A 16,294-nucleotide genomic window follows, 5' to 3' on the forward strand; every position below is an offset into this window, starting at 1 on the left:
CACACTGCAGTAACAGGTTTCCGGCTCAGGCGGCCTTTGCGTAGGGCTCGACAATCAGCAGCAGCTTGTCCATCGCCGTGGCATCGGCCTGTCCGGTCGCTGCCCGCTGGATGAAGCTGGTCCAGTCGGCACAGGCGATCTCGCGCAGCTCATCTGCAGTGACGGACAGGCAACGCATGGGCCAGAACGGCAGCCGCCGCTGGCCGACACGCCCCCGCGCAAGTTCGATCAGGTGGATGTGACTGCTGGCGCCGGTGACACGGGAGAAGGCCACATCCAGTCCATCGGCAGGGCCCTCCATGTACTGCAGGAAGCGTTCGCCGTCGAACAGCAGCACCCCGGTCACCCCTGCGCCCCGATTGAAGCGCGCGGCATCGTCCATCAGCGCTTTCAGACGTTCCGGCGAGAATCCACTGACGGCCTCGCTGACGTAGGCGATGGCTCGATTCGGCATGGTGCCACTCCTGCTCTTCCAGCGCTTCACTCTAGGACGGGCATCGTGGCGAAACCGTAAACGCCAGCCGGGAAAACATCACATCATGCCCAATTCAGCGTGGTTTCCGAGGCGCTTCCAGGTACCGCCATCCGCCGATCTGCCGCCGTGGCGGGGCGCGCACCCTCCATTCCGGCCAGGTAGGCCGAGAACCCTCCGGTCGCGCGTCCCACCAGGCGGGCACTGGTCATGACGATGGGAGCGCCGGCCCACCTTACGTCAGCGCCGAGGCATTGCAGCCTCCTCACCAGTGCAACATCCTCTCCACAGCGCAGGGGAGCAAATCCCCCTGCCGCCAGATAGGCCTGGGCGGAGACGCCGAAATTGGCACCGTGGATGCGCCCATGATCGTCGCCCCACTGCTGCCGTTTCTGGAACGCGCGTCGCAGGCGCTTCTCCGTCCTGGAGGTGGTTGCTATGTCCACCAGTCCGCAGAAGGCGTCGCACCGGCCCTCAAGCTGGGCAACCAGCCATTCGGGAGGTACCTCGCTGTCGGCATCGGTGCTCGCCAGCCATCTCGCACCGCGTCCGAGCAGCTCAGCGGCGGCCGCTGCCCTGGCAACGCCGACGCAGCGTGCTTCCAGGCGCACCGTATCGACCCGCTGCTGCTGGCAGATGGACGCGGTGGCATCCGAGCAGCTGTCCAGTGCAACCACCACCTGCACTGCTTCGCCGTGCAGCTCGGGATGCAGGGCTGCCCTTCGGATCGATTGCAGGCAGCGCTCCACGCTGGCTGCCTCGTCATGGGCCGGAACCAGGATGCCGATCATCGCAGGCCCTCGTTGCGGGCCAGCGACAGCGAGCTGCGCGTCCAGCCCTGCAGCACGAAGTCCGCATCACGATAGTGGAAGGCTTCGTGCAGGCCTTGGCCAAGGCACTGATGCACGACGTCGGTGCGACTTGCGCGCCTCTGGAACGAAGGCAACCAATGGCAGGCGACCAGCAGTCCGTCGTCGCGAAGGGCCGAATCGATGCCGGCGCGCAGCTCGTGCAGCGCTGCTGCACCCAGGTAGTAGCCCATTTCCCCGCAGACGATCAGGTCGAAGCGGCCCGGCGGCCATTGCTCGGGATGGCTGGCGCAATGGACCTGCACATGCGGCAGGTGGGCCAGGTTGCGGCGGGCCCGGAACGCTGCGCGTGGGCTGATGTCGGTGGCCAGCAGGCGCTCGCAGCGGGCGGCCAAGGCCTCGGTCAGCACGCCGTTGGAGCATCCCAGCTCCCAGCCCCGAATGAACTGGCGCTGGCTCAGGCTGGCCAGCAGCAGCGCACGCTTGCGTTCTTCATACCATCGGCTGCGATAGCCGAAGGGATCCTCCTGCTCATGCAGTTCATCGAAGTACGGTTGCGCGCTCATGCCAGGAATACCTCGTAGTTCCGGAAGAATCGGGTCAGTACATGTGCGGGCAGCACCGGCGGGCTGTTCAGTTCCGGCACCTCGCCGGTCTGGGTCCGGAAGTGCGCGATGGCGTTTCGTTTTGCGGCAGCCACTGCTGAAATGTCGATCAGCCTGGGAACCTCCCACGCCATATGTGCGCAGGCGGGGTCAAGCCAGTGCCAGCCCCACACCGGGTACTCCAGGCGTCGGCAGCCCACTGCCCGCACCGCCCTGCAGGCAGCACGCCCTGCGGCTTCATGATCGGGATGCCCATCAAAGCGCCAGGGTGCCAGGACCAGGTCGCTCGGCTGGAGGTGCTGCTGCAGCCAGTCTTCCAGGCCCTGTTCGTGCGCACTGACCGCGCCGTCGGCGATGCCGAGATGAAACGCGGATCCAGGCCGGATACCGAGTTCGCCCAGCGCTGCGGCAAGCTCGGCGCGTCGCGCCGAGCGCAGGCGTTCTGGCGTCCACCAGTGCTCGTCCGGATAGCACGCTTCGCCATCGGTCACGGCGACGACGCGTACCTCCATGCCCTGCTCCGCAGCGTGACGGAGCAGTCCACCACAGCCGAGGATCTCGTCGTCTGGATGGGGTGCGACCACCACGACGCGATCATGGCCGGCGCAGAGGGCATTGGCCGATGTTGCCGGCCGCTGCCACAGCCAATCGCAGCGCAGCCATGCCTGCTCCTGCGTTCCTTCCCCCTGCAGGGGTGTCCTGGCTACAGCGCCCATGTCGCCTCCTGGCTCGCCCGCTGGCCGCCCAGCCATTCCCAATCGCGATCTGCGTGGTTCTGCCGAAGGAACACGGTCAGGTCCGCGCAGCGACGGGCGTGGGCATCTTCCAGGCACATCGGCGCCGGGCCCAATGCGCGCCCCGCCAGATCCAGGACACGCGTCGCCGCGCGCTCGACCACGCAGCGCAGGCGCACGACCTCTTCGCGATGCGCCGATTCCGGCGCGGCGTCGATGCGTGCCGCCACTTCGCGAAGCAGCGCCGCCGCCGGGCCCAAGGCGAGGTCCACTTCACCCAGTAATCGCGCGCGATTCCCCTCGCTGCAGGCTGGCCGCATGCGCTCGGCCAAGGCGGCCGCCGCGCCGAACCAGACTGCCGCGATGCCCGCACCGCCGTGCCAGAAGCCCGGTCGCTGCAGGTACTCATCGCGCGTTCCCAGAAGCGCCATCGGTGCGCCGTCGAATCGCACCGTGGTGGACGGAACGCCGGCCATGCCAACGGCCGGCCAGGGCTCATCTGCAAGCGTGCGCCAGTGTTTCGCCGCGACCTGGCACAGCCACACGCCCTGCGCGTTGCGGACGGTTACCAATGCCGCATCCACCCACGCGCTGCCGGAACACCAGGGCTTGTCACCATGGAGCTGGCCGTGGGCATCGAAGCGGAGTGTGTTGGCTGGACCTTCCGCGGCCCAGACCGCCAGTAGCTGGCCTTCAGCCAGTTCGGGCGCGTTCAGTTCGGCGATGATCGCCTGGGCGTCGTAGTGCGCCTCAAGCACTTTGGCCAGGCACAGGTCTTCCGCCCCCCATGCCGCCAGCGCCTGCCACCGCCGCAGCGTGCGGCCGCTTCCGGGCAACGGCAGGTCGGGCCGCTGGACCACTACCTCGCGAGCGCGGCCCTCCAGCGGGGATGGCGACGTCACATGCTGCATGAAGGAGCCTGAAATGGAGAGACATGTCGAACGTAGGCGGCAAGCGGTCACATCACTGTCTGGGAGGCGTAGCCGGCGCATGAATTCTCTGCGCGATCATCCTCACGCGCTCGCTTGCCGGCGCTGCCGCCGTGCGCGCAGGCACTGCCGCAGCTCCCACAACCATGGCAGCACGACCACGCCCAGCGCCGGCAGCAGGACCAGCCACCAGACGCCCGGTGCTGCAGGCTTCACGTCGAGCGACCACCGGGGGTGGAGCTGCCAGCCCACCCAGCCCAGCAGGACCCACGGCGCGGCATCGAGCACGCTGTGCACATGCTGCTCTGCCGGGCTGATGCGTCGTCTGCCGTCCGCGCTGACGGTGTCGAAGTAGCCGGCGATTGCGTGCGCGAGGACCAGAAGTGCCAGAAACGTGACGAGCGACAGCGTGTTTTCCAGCAGGAGCCATGCGAGCACTCCGCTGCCGATCAGCAGCAACTGCACCCCATGCAACAGGCTTTCGCGCATCGCGGAGGTGTGTGGAAGGTCGGTCCGCCGGTGAAAATGGAAGTCCAGCCAGCCGGCAGCCAGCCACAGTGCGTAGACACCGGCGGCAATCGCGCTCATGGCAGCATGCTCAGGGTGTCAGCACGATCTTGCGGCAGTCGTCATCCTTGGCATCGAATATCGCGTAGCCCTGCGCAGCGTCGGCCAGGCGCATCCGGTGCGAGATGATGTCACCCGGATCCAGCTTTCCTTCCATGATTGCGTCGAGAAGTTCCGGCATCAGCCCCTGCACATGGGTCTGGCCCATCTTGAATGTCAGTCCTTTGTCGAACGCATCACCCAGCAGAAAACCATGGATGAAGCCGGCATAGACGCCTGGAATGCTGACCACGCCGCCACGGCGCGTTGCCGCGATGCATTGCCGTATCGCCACGCCACTGCTGCCTTCCAGCTTTACAGCGGTCAACGCTGACTCCAGCGCACTGCCCTCGGCCTCGAAGCCTACGGCCTCGATGCAGGCGTCTACGCCCCGCCCACTGGTCTGGGCAAGGATGTAATCGGCCGGGTCTTCTATCTCCTTGAAGTCGATGGGGGTTACGCCGTAAGCACGGCGTGCATAGTCCAGGCGGTAACGGAGGTGGTCGACCATGAAGATGGTCTCTGCTCCCAGCAGTCGGCAACAGGCCGCGCTCATCAGCCCAACCGGACCGGCGCCGAAGATGGCCACCGTCGAGCCGGGCTTCACACCCGCGTTCAGCGCGGCCTGATAGCCGGTCGGGAGAATGTCAGACAGGAACAGCACCTGCTCATCGGCCACGCCTTCCGGAATGCGCAACGGGCCCACGTTGGCCTTCGGCACGCGTACGAATTCGGCTTGGCCACCGGCTACGCCGCCATACAGATGGCTGTATCCGAACAAAGCAGCTGGAGGCAGCAGCCCTTTCTGGTTCAGCGCCGCGCCCTTGCCAGGATTGGTGGTCTCGCATGCGGCATATTCGGCCAGCCTGCAGTGGAAACACTCGCCACAGGCGATCACGAAGGGAATCACCACGCGATCGCCCGGCTTCACCTGGGTCACGCCGCTGCCGACCTCTTCCACCACGCCCATGAATTCGTGGCCCAGTACATCGCCATCGTGCAGATCAGGAATCTTGCCGCGGTAGAGGTGCAGGTCTGAACCGCAGATGGCGGTGGCGGTCACCCGCAGTATCAGATCGTCATCCGCCGCCAGTACCGGGTCGGGCACAGTCTCGACGCGCACATCCCTGCGGCCGTGATAGGTCAATGCCTGCATCGTGCTGCTCCAGGAGCTCGGGCCTTCAGCATCGCAAGGCCGCCATCCGGCTGCAGTGACATCCCGGTGTGCGCGGCGTTCATTCTGCAGCGTCGTGGCGTTAACCCGGCGCGGCGCAGGCTTCACTCTCTCGCCGCAGGAGCTGCCCATGAACGACAAACTGCCCTTCAATCCAACGACGGATGTGGACGATCAGTCAAAGGCGCACACGCCGGACAAACGGCGCAATGATCGAGCCAGATGGAAGGAGCACGACATGCCCGACGACGGCGATGGCCCCAAGGCGGTACCGGAGGACTACGAGCGCCCTGATCCCGATCCGACGGGGAAGCGTTGAGTCCGCCTCACATTCCGGATGCGCAGCAATCACGAGGCATGGCTCTTTGTCGGCGCAAGCTTCATGGACGGTCTTTGGAGCAGCCTCAACGAGGTCTTGCATGTGGAAACGCAACGGTCTCTCGCTGGTGCTGCTTGCGCTCACGTTGGTGTTCATTGTGGGGCAGGCAGTTGCGGGGCATCACGTGCACAACCAGGAACTGGTCGAGCACGGACGCATGCCGATCGATTTCTCGCACTACCTGGCTACCGGGCACTTCGTCAGCGCTACGTTCGAGAACTGGGAGAGCGAATTCCTGCAGATGGGGATGTACGTTCTGCTGACGGTCAGCCTGCGCCAGCGCGGTTCCGCCGAATCGCGGCCGCTGGACCCCGCGCAGGAACAGAATCGCATCGAACCCGGCCGCACGCCCTGGCCGGTCAGGCGCGGTGGCCTGTGGAAGGTTCTTTACGGTCATTCGCTGGCGATTGCGTTCGGGCTGTTGTTCCTGTTCAGCTTTACGTTGCATGCATTGGGAGGCTGGCGCGCCGAGGAGGCCGAACAGCAGTTGAAGGGATTGCCGCCACCAGGCTTTGTGGAGCACCTCGCCAGCAGCACATTCTGGTTCGAATCCATGCAGAACTGGCAAAGCGAGTTCCTGGCCGTGCTGTCTCTGGTGGTGCTGACGATCTTCCTGCGCCAGAAAGATTCACCGCAGTCCAAGCCGGTCGAGGCGCCGCATACCCAGACAGGAGATTGAACCATGGCAGATGATCCGTCGACGGCCTTGCTGATCATCGACATGTTCAGCCGTTTCGATTTCCCGGGCGCGCAGGAGCTGGCGCCCGCGGCAGAGCGGGCGGCCCGGCAGATCCGGCGCCTGAGGGATCACTTCGACGAACGCGGGTGGCCGGTCATCTACGCCAATGACAGTTTCTCGGATTGGAAGCGCGATTTCCGCCAGCAGGTGGAACAGTGCCGGCGCGACGGCGGTCCGGCGGGACGAATTGCCAGCCTTCTCTCGCCCTTGCCCGGTCATTACTTCGTGCTCAAGCCCAAGCACTCGGCGTTCCTGGCCAGTCCCTTGCCGATTCTGCTGGCCAAACTGGGCGTGCGCCGCCTGTGCCTGAGTGGCATGACGGCCGATTCGTGCGTTCTGGCCACCGCGCTGGATGCCAACGCCAGAGAGTTCGACGTCGTGCTGGCATCGGAGGTCGTGGCGGGGCTGCCATCCCGGAAGCGGCGCGCACTGGCGCTGCTGGCTGATTCGGGTGCAGCCCGGATCGCGCGGCTTTCTTCGCTTGTCTCTGGGCAGGAAGCAGGAGGGCGCTGAAGGCAGCTCAGGCCCGGTCGGCTATACCCTGTACGCCGGCATGACCGGCGCAATGTGCACAGCAGAAGATCTGGCCATTTCCTTCAACGCCATGCCCAATGACGGCGCATTTGCAGTGTGCGCAGCGGGGTGCGAATGCGTGGATCGCGCACTCGAACGAATCGAACGTGCCGCTGCGCCCGCCCTGCTGCAGGGTAAAGCTCTTGTCGTAGTTGTTGCCGCAGACATCACAGGTAGCCATGGGGCACCTCGTGCTGTGGAAGGAACATGCAGTGTGGCGAGCGCGAATGTCGGTGGCCGTGAATGCACCGTGTCGCGAGGGTGTAGGACGTCCGCATCGTCGCCAAGCGGGCGCGGCGTGCTTCATTGGTCATTGCCGGGCTCGGCACTGTTGCCACGTGGTGTGCCGCGACCACAGGGAAACGCCGTGCGCAGCCCTTCGACAACCAGTGGCGACGCATCCTGCTGCAATCGCTCGCGGGGCAGTTGCCGGAGATGGGAAGACACATGGTCGACCAGTTCATGCGGAAGGATCTGGCGCTGCCCGCACCACTGTCCGCGGCTGGCATCGGCGACGCCCAGGATATAGCCGCTGGCGCGAGCGCTGGACAGGCTCCGGCACTGTTCGCCGTCGCAGAACCCGTCATCGCCTTTCCCCTGCAGGAGGGTAATGAGTTCCGTGCCGCTGACAAGCCAGGTCCGTACCGGCTGCATTGTTCCGGCCAAAGCGGACCCAGCCAGCGCGCAGAGGCCAAGTGCGAGGAGCCGACGCATGACGCGGCGCGCCTGGGGTTGGTGATGTCTCTTCATGTTGAGGCCCTGGCTGTTGCTTTCATGGACGCCACGCGGCAGAGGTCAAAGCCGATCAAGCTGGTTGCGCGGACGAAACTCCGGGTCGTCCTCGGCTTCCAGCATGGCCTCCACCAATGTTTCGAAGGGCTCGGTGGCGGCATCCAGGTCTGCGGATGACAGGAATCCGGATTCCCCGGGGCCGGCCAGCCCAATCGCAGCAACCGTCTCCTGCTCACCTTCCTCGGCCCAGAGATAGTCGTGGATCAGTGCCACGCCTTCGTCGCCCCCCTTCAGGAAGTCGGCGGCGCCTCGTGCCACGGCAAGAAACGCGATGAGATCGTAAAGGCTCTCCGAATACGTCAGCGATCCTGCGACAAAGTGCGTAGCAGTGCGGTCATAGGCGGCAATCTGGATATTCCCGGCCTGTGCAGAGGCAAGGAAAGCCTTCAATGCGGCGCGATTGTCGGGGTAGCGGGCCAACAGCGCCTGGCAATCCGCGAGCAGGTGGTCCAACGCCTCGTCGCTGCACGAGGCAAGGTATTGACCGTTTTCCATGCGCCACTGCCCGGAGATGCCTCGCCAGTCGGACCAACGGGATGATGAAGGCACGGGCGCTGCCAGCCATCTGGAAAGATCGTGGTGGGAAATCTTCAGGCGGAGCAGTGCTGAATAGGGCTCTGACAAGGCGATTCTCCACTGTGTCTGCGTACAGTTGGCTTGTAGCAGACAACGCATGACCCGCCAACATCTGGCGGCTGCCGCAGGGCGGTGCCGGACTATCGCCCAGCCGTCGACCCTCTCACCACGCACCTTCCCGTCATCACCAGCCTGCGCACGGGCAGCTCCGGCATGCGCAGGCGTTCCAGCAACAGCGACATCGCAGCGCGCCCCATGTCTTCAACCGGCTGCTCGACCACGGTAATGCCAGGTTCGACCAGCTCGGTCCAGCGCTCGTTGTCGAACCCTGCCAGCGCCAGCTCTCCTGGAATGGCGAGACCGGCGCTGCGTGCCGCCTTCAATGCACCCATGAGCAGCAGGCTGTTGCTGGTGACCAGCGCGTCGGGACGCGAAGGGCCGGCCAGCCATTGGTCGACCGTTGCGATGGCGGCCTCGGCCGTTGGCTCGACTTCACGGTAATCCGGCTCCAATCCGTGCGTGCGCATCGCAGCAAGATAGCCGTCGCGGCGCTCGGCCGCCGTGGTGCTGGTGCTGCCGAACAGGCCGCCGATGCGGCGATAGCCACGCTCGACGAGATGCTCGACCAGGGCGCCCATCGCCGCGGGATTGTCCAGCACCACGCTGTCGATCGACCCGCTGGCCGCGGCGCGGTCCACCAGTACCGTCGGGAAGTCCAGCGTGAGCCGTTCCAGCCGCCCCACCGTGGTCCGTGTGGGCGCAAAGATCAGTCCACTGATGCGCTCCTCGTGCATCAACTGCAGGTACAGCGCCTCGCGCTCGGGGTCTTCGTCGGTGTTGCAGAGCGTGACGCGCAGGCCTTCGCGATAGGCGACCTCCTCCACCGCACGGATAAGCGCAGTGAAGAACGGGTTGCGGATATCCGCAACGATCAACCCGATGATGCCGGTGTGCCGGGAGCGCAGCCGCCTTGCCTGCAGGTTCGGCCGATAGCCGGTCTGGCGGATCGCCACCTCGACCCGGCCGCGAACCTCTTCGCTGACCGGGCCGCCCCCGAGCACCCGCGACACGGTGGACTTGGATACCCCCGCTACACGCGCGACGTCATTGATGCTGATACTCATTGGAAACGTTCCCGGAAAAGTGCGCCTGCCATGGCCCGGCGGCTGTTCAGGACAATGCTAACGCCAAAGAGCTATTGGCATTTTGTGCAGTGCACATTGAAATAGGCGGTGGGAACGTTCCCAATATGCCCAGCCATCCTTTTGCCGGAGCCGCCCTGTGTCGCCCCAGACCTTCCCCTCCCCCGTCAGCCGGGAACTGATCCGCCTGGACGCGCGGGCGCAGGACAAGACCGATGCGATCGCCCAGGTCGCGCAGATGCTGGTCGCGGCCGGCTGCGTGGCGCCGGGGTACGAGGCCAGCATGGGACGGCGCGAAGCGCTGGCCAACACCTTCCTCGGCCATGGCGTGGCAATCCCGCACGGGCTTGGCGAGGACCGCCATCTGGTGCGCCGCGATGGCATTGCCGTGCTGCAGTTGCCGGAAGGCGTGGAATGGAATCCGGGGCAGGTCACCCGTCTGGTGGTTGGCATCGCTGCCCAGTCCGATACCCACATTACCCTGCTGCGCCGCCTGACCCGGCTGATCCAGGATGAGGCAACGCTGCAGCGCCTGTTTGCGACCACCGATGCGGGTGAGATCGTCAACGCGCTGACCGGCGACATTGCGATCACGACCGCCCAGGTACCGGCCACCGATCTGGCCGAGCGCTTTGACTGGACCATTGCCTACCCCAGCGGCCTGCACGCGCGCCCGGCCACGCGCTGGGCAGAGACGGCGCGCCGCTTTGCGGCCCGCGCCCAGGTGCGTGCCGGCGACCAGGCAGCGGACGCCAAGAGTCTGGTCGCGCTGCTGCAACTTGGCCTGCGTCATGGCGATGCCGTCAGCGTGTCTGCCGAGGGGGCGGATGCCCCTGCCCTGCTGACCGCGCTGCGCAGGGTCATGGAGGACCTGGTGGCACAGGAAAAGGCCGACGCCGAACGCGCAGCACAACGCAAGGCCACGCCGGTGGCAGGCTGGAATCCGCCCGAGGCACAGGCTGCCATCGTCGGCATCGGTGCCAGCCCTGGGCTGGCAATCGGCCCGGTGCATGTATTGGCCAGCACGCAGGTCGAGGTCGCCGATCGCCCGGCCCCGCTCGGCGAAGGCGGGGCGCGTCTGCAGGACGCGCTCGCACGTACCCGCCAGCAGTTGGCCGCGCTGCAGGATGACACCCAGCGCCGGCTTGGCGCCTCGGACGCCGCCATCTTCAAGGCCCATGCCGCGCTGTTGGACGACACCGACGTGATTACCCGTACCTGCCAGCTGATGGTCGAAGGCCATGGCGTCGCATGGTCCTGGCACCAGGCCATCGAACACATCGCCTCGGGCCTGGCCGCGCTGGGCAACCCGGTGCTGGCCGGGCGCGCCGCCGACCTGCGTGACGTTGGCCGCCGAGTGCTGGCGCAGCTTGATCCGTCGGCCGCCGGTGGCGGCCTGGCCGACCTGCCCGCGCACCCGTGCATCCTGCTCGCGGCGGACCTGTCGCCGTCCGACACGGCCAACCTCGACACTACCCGCGTGATTGGCCTGGCCACCGCGCAGGGCGGGCCGACCTCGCACACCGCCATCCTCTCGCGCACCCTCGGCCTGCCGGCGCTGGTCGCCGGGGGGGGCGAGCTGCTCGCGATCAGCGCCGGTCGCGAGGCGATCATCGACGGCAGCAGCGGGCGGCTCTACCTGTCTCCGTCCGAGGCCGACCTCGCCTCGGCGCGCGCGTGGATCGCCGAACAGCAGCAGATCCGCGAGCGTGAAGCGGCGCAACGCGCGCAGCCGGCACAGACGCCGGACGGCCACCGCATCGACATCGGCGCCAACGTCAACCTGCCCGAGCAGGTGCCGCTGGCACTGGAGCAAGGCGCGGAAGGCGTCGGCCTGATGCGCACCGAATTCCTGTTCCTTGAACGTGGCAGTACGCCCAGCGAGGATGAGCAGTACACCACGTATGTGGCGATGGCCAAGGCACTCGGCGGCCGCCCGCTGATCGTGCGTGCGCTCGATATCGGTGGCGACAAGCAGGTGGCGCACCTGGAGCTGCCGCATGAAGAAAACCCGTTCCTGGGCGTGCGCGGCGCGCGCCTGCTGCTGCGCCGGCCGGACCTGCTGGAACCGCAGCTGCGTGCGCTGTACCGCGCGGCGAAAGACGGCGCGCGCCTGTCCATCATGTTCCCGATGATCACCTCGGTGAGCGAGCTGGTCGCACTGCGCGCCATCTGCGAGCGCCAGCGCGCAGCACTGCAGGCGCCCGGGGTACCGATCGGCATCATGATCGAAGTGCCGGCCGCTGCGGCGCAGAGCGATGTGCTGGCCCGCCACGCCGACTTCTTCTCGATCGGTACCAACGACCTGACCCAGTACGTGCTGGCGATCGACCGCCAGAATCCGGAGCTGGCCGCCGAGGCCGACAGCCTGCATCCGGCCGTGCTGCGCGCGATCCGCGCCACGGTGGAAGGCGCACGATTGCATGGGCGCTGGGTGGGCGTCTGTGGCGGGCTGGCCGGCGATCCGTTCGGCGCACTGCTGTTGGCCGGCCTGGGCGTGGACGAACTGTCGATGACCCCGAACGACATCCCGGCCGTGAAAGCACGCCTGCGTGGCAGCGCGCTGGCCGATCTGCGAACGCTGGCTGCGACGGCGCTGGACTGCGAAACCGCCGAGCAGGTGCGTGCCCTCGATGGAGCGCGCGCATGAGTTCCCGCGCCGTCACCATTACCCTGAACCCGGCAATCGACCAGACCGTGCGGCTGGCGCACCTGCAACCGGGTCACGTACATCGCGCCCGCAGTTCCCGCGACGACGCCGGCGGCAAAGGCATCAACGTGGCCGCCTGCCTGGCAGACTGGGGCGTGCCGACCACTGCGCTGGGCGTGCTCGGCGATGGCAACGACGGCGTGTTCAGCGCACTGTTTTCCGATCGGGGCATCGCAGACGCGTGTCTGCGCATTCCGGGCCGTACCCGCACCAACATCAAGCTGGTGGAAGATGCCAACGGCGAGACCACCGACATCAACCTGCCCGGCCTGTCACTGTGCGACGCCGATCTGGACGCGGTATCGCGCCGACTCGACGCACTGCTCCAGCCGCAGCTGCCGGTGGTGCTGTCCGGCAGCCTTCCGTCCGGGCTGCAAGCCGATGCATGGGCCCGACTGCAGGCGCAGGTGCGCGCCGCCGGCGCGCGCGTACTGCTGGATACCAGTGGCGACGCGCTTGCCGCCGCGTTGAGTGGTGCACAGGGTGCACTGCCCTACGCGGTCAAGCCCAACCGCCATGAACTGGAGGCCTGGGCCGGCACGCCGCTGCTGGATCGCAGCGCCCTGCGCGCCGCGGGCCGGGCCCTGGTCGAACGCGGAGTTGCACTCGTAGCGATCTCGATGGGCGCCGACGGCGCGCTGTTCATTGATCGCAGCGGCGCCCTGGTTGCACGGCCGGCGCGACTGGCGCAGGGCAGTACGGTCGGTGCCGGCGACGCCATGGTCGCCGGCATCGCCGCCGCCTTGTTGGAGCCCTCCCCCGATCTGGCCGATTGTGCGCGACTGGCCACGGCGTTCTCGATGAGCCGGCTGGAGAGTGGCGACGCGCGACGGCTGGACCCGGCGCAGGTGCGCGCGTGGGCCGGCGATGTACTGATCGAGCGGTTGGATTGAAACCCCTGCAGAGGGAGCTGCGGCTGGCCTTGGGCCACCGATGGCCCCTGCTGCAAGGACGAACCCGAAGAATTCCAGGAGTTGCCATGCAAGCTTCCACCGTAGTCATCGCCGCTGGCGAACGCAGCATCGAGGCCGTTCTTGCCGCCGAAGCGCTGCGCCGCGCCGCACGCCAGCAAAGGGTCGAATTGGCGATCGAAATCCACAGCGATCAGGGCGTGACCGGGGCACTGCCCGACGCGCAGGCTGCCGCCGCAACGCAGCTGCTGCTGGTGGGTGACGGCGAGGCGGACAGCGCCCGCTTCGGCAATGCCCAGATCGTGCGCGCCGGCCTCGGTGAAGTGCTGGACGACCCGCTCGCCGTGCTGGCGCAGCTCGCCGCAGCATCGGCACCCCCTTCCAGGGATGACGCGGGCAAGCGCATCGTCGCCGTCACCTCCTGCCCGACCGGCATCGCCCACACGTTCATGGCGGCCGAAGGCCTGCAGCAGGCGGCCAAGGCACTGGGCCACGCGATCCGGGTGGAAACCCAGGGCTCGGTCGGCGCGCAGGATGCGTTGAGCGACGGCGAAATCGCTGCCGCCGACCTGGTGCTGATCGCCGCCGACCGCGAAGTCGATCTGTCGCGCTTTGCTGGCAAACGCCTGTTCAAGAGCGGCACCAAGCCGGCGATCAATGACGGCCAGAACCTGATCCGCAAGGCGCTGGCCGAGGCTGGCGTGCAGACCGGCACGGTGGCTTCAGGTCGCACCACCGAGAAGGCCAGGGTCACCGGCCCCTACAAGCACCTGATGACCGGCGTGTCGTTCATGCTGCCGTTCGTCACTGCCGGCGGCCTGCTGATCGCACTGGCGTTCGCGCTCGGCGGCATCTATGCCTTCGACGATGCACACAAGGGCACGCTGGCCTGGTCGCTGTTCCAGATCGGCGCCAAGTCCGGCTTCATGCTGATGGTGCCGGCACTGGCCGGCTACATCGCCTACTCCATCGCCGATCGCCCGGGCATCGCCCCGGGCATGATCGGGGGATTGGTGGCAGTCAACATGGATGCGGGCTTCATCGGCGGCATCCTGGCCGGTTTCATCGCCGGCTACGGCGTGCATTGGATCAACCGTGCGCTGCGGCTGCCGCGCAGCCTGGAAGGCCTCAAGCCGGTGCTGATCCTGCCGGTGCTGGGCACGCTGCTGGTCGGCCTGTTGATGATGTATGTAATCGGTACGCCGGTGGCCGGGCTGCTGGCCTGGCTGACCGACTGGCTGCGCGGCATGCAAGGCAGCAGCGCGATCCTGCTTGGCCTGCTGCTGGGCGGCATGATGGCGGTGGACATGGGCGGACCCGTCAACAAGGCGTCCTACGCCTTCTCCACCGCATTGATTTCCAGCCAGGTCTACACGCCGATGGCGGCGACGATGATCGGCGGCATGACGCCGCCGCTGGGTATCGCACTGGCGACATGGCTGTTCAGGAACCGCTTCACTGCCGAGGAGCGTGGCACGGCCGGTGCCGCTGGCGTGCTTGGCCTCAGTTTCGTGACCGAAGGCGCGATCCCCTATGCCGCGCGTGATCCGCTGCGCACCATTCCGGCGCTGATCCTTGGTTCTGCCGTGGCCGGTGCGATTTCGATGGCCGCAGGCGTCGAACTGAAGGTGCCGCATGGCGGCGTGTTCGTGCTGCCGATCCCGAACGCAGTCACCCACCTTGGCATCTACCTGCTGGCACTCGTGGCCGGCGTGGCCGTCACCGCGGTCGCGCTGCGCGTGCTCAAGAAGCCGGTCACGGCTCCCACCCTGTAAAAGGAACCCGCCCATGACCTCCCCTTCCCGCCGCCTGCTGCCGACAGTGATCCTGCTGGCCCTGCCATCACTGGCCGCAGCCGCCGACGCGAGCGACGTCTTCGCTCCGAAGCTCGCCTACACCGGCGAAGCGGCCGCCACGCTCGACGGTGGCAAGCGCAGCGGCACGGCCTATGCCGGCCAACTGATGTTCGGTGCCGACGTGGACCTGGACGCGGCGTTTGGCTGGCGAGGTGCGACGGTCAAGGCCTACGGCATCAACCGCCATGGCACCAATCTCGCCAACAGCAGTACGGGCAACAGCACCTCGGTGCAGGAAATCTACGGCGGCCAGGGCACGCGCCTGGCCAACCTGACCCTCGAACAGAAGTTCTTCAACGACCGGTTGGTGCTGGAAGCAGGGCGCAGCGTCGCCAACATCCACCACCTGGGTTCGGACCTGTGCCGGTACTTCCAGGGCAACTCGGCCTGTGGCAACCCGACCTACGTATTCCGCACCAGCAGTTTCACCTGGTGGCCGGTGTCGAGCTGGATGGCCGATGCCACGGCCTGGGTGACGCCCGATGTCTATGTCCGCGTCGGCGCCTACCAGGTTGATCCCAGCCAGGCCGAGGATGGCCAGCATGGCCTGAAGTGGAATACGAACCAGGCCACCGGCTGGATCGTGCCCTACACGATCGGCTGGCGCAGCCCTGCTTCGGCACGACTGAAAGCCCGCTACGAACTCGGTGGTTGGCAGGACAACTCGACCTATCGCGATCCGCTGCGCGATGCCAACGGCATTCCCGCGCTGCTCAGTGGCCAGGAGTACGCGACGCGTCACGGTCGCTCCGGTGCGTTCGCCCGCTTCGAGCAGCAACTCACCAGTGATGGTGCCGGCCGCGGCCTGACCCTTTTCGGTGCGGCGCTCAAGGGCACCTCCGGCCAGTTGATCGAGGATCATTTCCTGCAGGCCGGGCTGGTGCAGAAAGGCACGTTCGCCCGGCGGCCGCAGGACAGCATCGCTTTCGTCGTGACCCAGCAGAAGTACAGCAGCATCGCGCTGGAAGACCTGCGCCTCGCCCGCGCCGCAACCGGTGGCAGCGGCACCCCGCACGGGAGCCAGGTGATGATGGAGCTGAGCTACGGCATCCAGCTCACCCCGCAGCTTCGTGTTGCACCGAACCTGCACTACATCGTGCACCCCGACCAGTTCAATGAGCCCGCACGCCAGCACGACCTGCCGGATGCGCTGATCGCGGGCATGCGGATCGACTGGAACCTGTAGGAAATGTCAGGTGGTCCTGGGGCGCCGCCCGTGTCAGGCACCGGGTCCACGGCCGGCCCAGGCGGCGTACCGACCGCCCGGCACCCGGGTGATCGCCTGCC

At 66.8% G+C, this 16,294-nt stretch carries 18 protein-coding genes; 7 read left to right on the forward strand and 11 right to left on the reverse strand.

The window, feature by feature from the left end; all coding sequences use genetic code 11:
* Positions 1 to 25: 25 nt before the first annotated feature.
* From AC5P6H_RS11480 to AC5P6H_RS11510, 7 genes are all read right to left on the reverse strand, one after another.
* Positions 26 to 454: a BLUF domain-containing protein gene (locus AC5P6H_RS11480; RefSeq protein ID WP_049439716.1), complete on the reverse strand. Its 429-nt coding sequence runs from the start codon at positions 452 to 454 to the stop codon at positions 26 to 28.
* A gap of 83 nt (positions 455 to 537) precedes the next feature.
* Positions 538 to 1,263 carry a glycosyltransferase family 2 protein gene (locus tag AC5P6H_RS11485; protein WP_164076887.1) on the reverse strand — a complete coding sequence of 242 codons (726 nt, stop codon included), beginning with the start codon at positions 1,261 to 1,263 and terminating at the stop codon, positions 538 to 540.
* Complete coding sequence (locus AC5P6H_RS11490; protein ID WP_495202639.1) at positions 1,260 to 1,847, reverse strand: SAM-dependent methyltransferase; 588 nt, start codon at positions 1,845 to 1,847, stop codon at positions 1,260 to 1,262. Before AC5P6H_RS11490 ends, AC5P6H_RS11485 begins: the two co-directional genes overlap by 4 nt.
* Positions 1,844 to 2,602: a PIG-L deacetylase family protein gene (locus AC5P6H_RS11495; protein WP_014647183.1), complete on the reverse strand. Its 759-nt coding sequence runs from the start codon at positions 2,600 to 2,602 to the stop codon at positions 1,844 to 1,846. Before AC5P6H_RS11495 ends, AC5P6H_RS11490 begins: the two co-directional genes overlap by 4 nt.
* Positions 2,590 to 3,531, reverse strand: a complete 942-nt coding sequence (locus tag AC5P6H_RS11500; RefSeq protein WP_111205731.1) for an acyl-CoA dehydrogenase — start codon at positions 3,529 to 3,531, stop codon at positions 2,590 to 2,592. The genes AC5P6H_RS11495 and AC5P6H_RS11500 overlap by 13 nt, the downstream gene beginning before the upstream one ends.
* Before the next feature lie 102 nt (positions 3,532 to 3,633).
* Positions 3,634 to 4,137 (reverse strand): hypothetical protein, encoded by a 504-nt coding sequence (locus AC5P6H_RS11505; RefSeq protein WP_495202640.1) that lies wholly within the window; start codon positions 4,135 to 4,137, stop codon positions 3,634 to 3,636.
* A 10-nt stretch (positions 4,138 to 4,147) separates the two neighbouring features.
* Positions 4,148 to 5,311: a zinc-dependent alcohol dehydrogenase gene (locus AC5P6H_RS11510; protein ID WP_075076914.1), complete on the reverse strand. Its 1,164-nt coding sequence runs from the start codon at positions 5,309 to 5,311 to the stop codon at positions 4,148 to 4,150.
* A gap of 148 nt (positions 5,312 to 5,459) precedes the next feature.
* On the opposite strand from AC5P6H_RS11510, the gene AC5P6H_RS11515 reads away from it, so the two are divergent.
* The 3 genes from AC5P6H_RS11515 (at position 5,460) to AC5P6H_RS11525 (ending at position 6,960) form a co-directional block, all read left to right on the forward strand.
* Entirely contained in the window at positions 5,460 to 5,648 is a 189-nt protein-coding gene (locus AC5P6H_RS11515; protein ID WP_014647187.1) for a hypothetical protein, read from the forward strand.
* 100 nt (positions 5,649 to 5,748) lie between these two features.
* Entirely contained in the window at positions 5,749 to 6,387 is a 639-nt protein-coding gene (locus AC5P6H_RS11520; RefSeq protein ID WP_495202641.1) for a DUF6766 family protein, read from the forward strand.
* A gap of 3 nt (positions 6,388 to 6,390) precedes the next feature.
* On the forward strand, positions 6,391 to 6,960 hold the full coding sequence (locus AC5P6H_RS11525; protein WP_495202642.1) for a cysteine hydrolase family protein: 570 nt from the start codon (positions 6,391 to 6,393) through the stop codon (positions 6,958 to 6,960).
* 7 nt (positions 6,961 to 6,967) lie between these two features.
* Here AC5P6H_RS11525 and AC5P6H_RS11530 read toward each other — a convergent pair whose 3' ends face one another.
* The 4 genes from AC5P6H_RS11530 to AC5P6H_RS11545 form a co-directional block, all read right to left on the reverse strand.
* Positions 6,968 to 7,201, reverse strand: coding sequence for a metallothionein (locus AC5P6H_RS11530; RefSeq protein ID WP_014647190.1), 234 nt, complete (start codon positions 7,199 to 7,201; stop codon positions 6,968 to 6,970).
* Positions 7,202 to 7,323: 122 nt separating this feature from the next.
* Complete coding sequence (locus AC5P6H_RS11535; RefSeq protein WP_049439705.1) at positions 7,324 to 7,734, reverse strand: Rap1a/Tai family immunity protein; 411 nt, start codon at positions 7,732 to 7,734, stop codon at positions 7,324 to 7,326.
* 81 nt (positions 7,735 to 7,815) lie between these two features.
* Complete coding sequence (locus AC5P6H_RS11540; protein ID WP_227863764.1) at positions 7,816 to 8,436, reverse strand: hypothetical protein; 621 nt, start codon at positions 8,434 to 8,436, stop codon at positions 7,816 to 7,818.
* Positions 8,437 to 8,528: 92 nt separating this feature from the next.
* Entirely contained in the window at positions 8,529 to 9,512 is a 984-nt protein-coding gene (locus AC5P6H_RS11545) for a LacI family DNA-binding transcriptional regulator (RefSeq protein ID WP_014647193.1), read from the reverse strand.
* A gap of 157 nt (positions 9,513 to 9,669) precedes the next feature.
* On the opposite strand from AC5P6H_RS11545, the gene ptsP reads away from it, so the two are divergent.
* From ptsP to AC5P6H_RS11565, 4 genes are all read left to right on the forward strand, one after another.
* The gene (ptsP, locus tag AC5P6H_RS11550; RefSeq protein WP_495202643.1) at positions 9,670 to 12,180 is read left to right on the forward strand and encodes a phosphoenolpyruvate--protein phosphotransferase; all 2,511 of its coding nucleotides are present in this window, start codon (positions 9,670 to 9,672) and stop codon (positions 12,178 to 12,180) included.
* On the forward strand, positions 12,177 to 13,133 hold the full coding sequence (gene pfkB / locus AC5P6H_RS11555; protein WP_495202644.1) for a 1-phosphofructokinase: 957 nt from the start codon (positions 12,177 to 12,179) through the stop codon (positions 13,131 to 13,133). The genes ptsP and pfkB overlap by 4 nt, the downstream gene beginning before the upstream one ends.
* A gap of 86 nt (positions 13,134 to 13,219) precedes the next feature.
* Entirely contained in the window at positions 13,220 to 14,926 is a 1,707-nt protein-coding gene (locus AC5P6H_RS11560) for a PTS fructose transporter subunit IIC (protein ID WP_495202645.1), read from the forward strand.
* A 13-nt stretch (positions 14,927 to 14,939) separates the two neighbouring features.
* The gene (locus AC5P6H_RS11565) at positions 14,940 to 16,193 is read left to right on the forward strand and encodes a carbohydrate porin (RefSeq protein WP_495202646.1); all 1,254 of its coding nucleotides are present in this window, start codon (positions 14,940 to 14,942) and stop codon (positions 16,191 to 16,193) included.
* Positions 16,194 to 16,294: the final 101 nt, after the last annotated feature.

This window comes from Stenotrophomonas sp. YJH_SMC_110 (assembly GCF_059369255.1).